This is a genomic window from Marinobacter sp. UBA2498, from assembly GCF_002341575.1.
GTDB lineage: Bacteria > Pseudomonadota > Gammaproteobacteria > Pseudomonadales > Oleiphilaceae > Marinobacter > Marinobacter manganoxydans.
Genome location: NZ_DDOI01000155.1, coordinates 1 through 1,245, shown reverse-complemented (window position 1 = coordinate 1,245; position 1,245 = coordinate 1). Strand labels below are relative to the sequence as shown.

The following is a 1,245-nucleotide window of genomic DNA, read 5'->3' as shown; positions in this document are numbered from 1 at the left end:
TCGGTCAGAGGCAGACGGCCAACAGCGCTCAGGCCAAAGCCTTTCAGCTTGCCTTCAACCTCGTCCTCGCCAAAGTTGCCGAAATCAATGTATTCGGCCTCCAGGGCAAAAAACGGATTGAACTGGTAGCCGACAGCGGCGCCAAGCAGATCGTTTTCATCCTCGAACTCGCCGCCGTGTGATTTGTAGCCACCGTAACTGCCGCTGACATAGGGGCCTGACTGGTCCCTCTCCGCGTTGCTCTGAGCTAAAGCGACGGGCGCAGTAACAAGCGAGGCTGTGAACAGTGCGGCGCTGGTAATACGGATTGCGGAATTCATAGGGCGTTCCTCCTAATGAGTTCAAATATCCTTTCATTCCATGGAAATCGAAAGTTGCCTTTCAATTACCTGAACTCACCCTACTAGGAATTCCTGCCCTACCGGGTTAAACCCGGACTAAGATCCCGTAATCCGCAATTAACCTCGAAAAAACAACAACTTTGACTTATTGAGGGGTATTAGAATCTGGCTTGGTTTCACTCTCGTTCTCGGGAGTCTTATATGCAACGACCCGGTCGGGGTCAGACGACTCGGCCCGTTTCATCAGCACCATGCCACCTTCCATCAGCAATGATTTGAGCCTGGGATCCTTCTGCTCTGCGATACCCACTGCGAACGCCATCAACGCGGCCTCCAGGGGATTGGCTTTGATCAGATTGCGAATGGCATCGATACCTAAACCTGATTGCGCCTCTACCCCTTTTTGCCGTTTTCTGGAGGAAACCGGCCGTGTCAGGCGGTAGAAGACAAGCGCAAGGAAGAGAATGCAATCAGAACTGGCTGAGCCATAACACCACATTGGTGACTTCTTTGCGGAATTTAGCCGCCACGAATATCAGGCGCTAGGAACTGCTCAGATTCGCGGAGTAGCCGCCGTACTTCAGCGCCTGCCAGACCACATAACGATCGGATGTCATCCAGCTTCTTTTCGATAATGACCAGGTTGCCGTCTTTGTCGAGAACAAGTGAATCTCGGCGTCCACGGGTATCTTCAAAACCGTCGAACTCTTTCTGGATAATCGGAAGCTCTTCGCCGAAGGCTTCGGGAGCGTTTTCGAGCCATTCCTGACAGTGATTTCGCTCTAAAATCTTGCATTCTGAGAAGTTACCGCCATTGGTGCGTAAACCGCTGAAGGTTGCCACCCATTCCACGTGAAGCCTGCCACCCGGACCGGAGCAAGGCTGCCACCCGGACCGGAGCAAG

The 1,245-nt window shown here is 52.9% G+C and carries 3 protein-coding genes; all 3 read right to left on the bottom strand.

The window, feature by feature from the left end:
* On the bottom strand, nt 1-320 hold a 320-nt coding region (locus B2W52_RS21450), incomplete at its 3' end, for an outer membrane beta-barrel protein (protein ID WP_286804038.1).
* A 166-nt stretch (nt 321-486) separates the two neighbouring features.
* Entirely contained in the window at nt 487-840 is a 354-nt protein-coding gene (locus B2W52_RS21445) for a hypothetical protein (RefSeq protein WP_008175757.1), read from the bottom strand.
* A gap of 20 nt (nt 841-860) precedes the next feature.
* Nucleotides 861-1,193, bottom strand: a complete 333-nt coding sequence (locus tag B2W52_RS21440) for a PDDEXK family nuclease (protein WP_286804037.1) — start codon at nt 1,191-1,193, stop codon at nt 861-863.
* Nucleotides 1,194-1,245: the final 52 nt, after the last annotated feature.